Origin of the sequence: Streptomyces humi, from assembly GCF_001005085.2 — a bacterium.
GTDB lineage: Bacteria > Actinomycetota > Actinomycetes > Streptomycetales > Streptomycetaceae > Streptomyces > Streptomyces humi.
Window position 1 is genome coordinate 1 of sequence record NZ_LBMU02000208.1, and the last position, 668, is coordinate 668.

General features: G+C 69.9%; 1 protein-coding gene. It reads right to left on the reverse strand.

The genetic code is table 11. From position 1 onward, the window contains the following. On the reverse strand, positions 1–571 hold a 571-nt coding region (locus AAW13_RS43940; protein WP_143145131.1), incomplete at its 3' end, for an ATP-binding cassette domain-containing protein. Between the last annotated feature and the right edge of the window lie 97 nt (positions 572–668).

Consider the following 668-nt stretch of genomic DNA (forward strand, 5'->3'; position numbering starts at 1 on the left):
CCATCTCGCTCATCAGGTGGGAGGAGACGAACACCGTCCGCCCCTGCGCGGCCAGCGACTTCATCAGGGTCCTGATCCAGTGGATGCCCTCGGGGTCGAGGCCGTTCACCGGCTCGTCGAACATCAGGATCCGCGGATCGCCCAGCAGCGCACCGGCGATCCCGAGCCGCTGCCCCATGCCCAGCGAGAACCCCTTGGCCTTCTTCTTCGCGACGGCGGTGAGCCCGACGGTATCCAGCACCTCGGTCACCCGCGCCTTCGGGATGCCGTTGCTCTGCGCGAGACACAGCAGATGGTTGAAGGCGCTCCGGCCGCCGTGCACCGCCTTGGCGTCGAGCAGCGCGCCCATGTACGTCAGCGGGTCCCTGAGCTGCCCGTACCGCTTGCCGTCGATCCGGACCCGGCCGGCGGTGGGGTGGTCGAGGCCGAGGATCATCCGCATGGTGGTGGACTTCCCGGCGCCGTTGGGCCCGAGGAACCCGGTCACGATGCCCGGCCGCACGGCGAAGGTGAGGTCGTCGACCGCCGTCTTGTCGCCGTAGCGCTTGGTCAGGCCCACCAGCTCGATCATGCGGTCACGCTATGACCGGGGTGCGGGGGCTGCCACTTGAACGGCCCCTGCGGGTGTGTGCTGGTGGAAATCGGGGGGGGAGGGGGCGGCGTGGCGC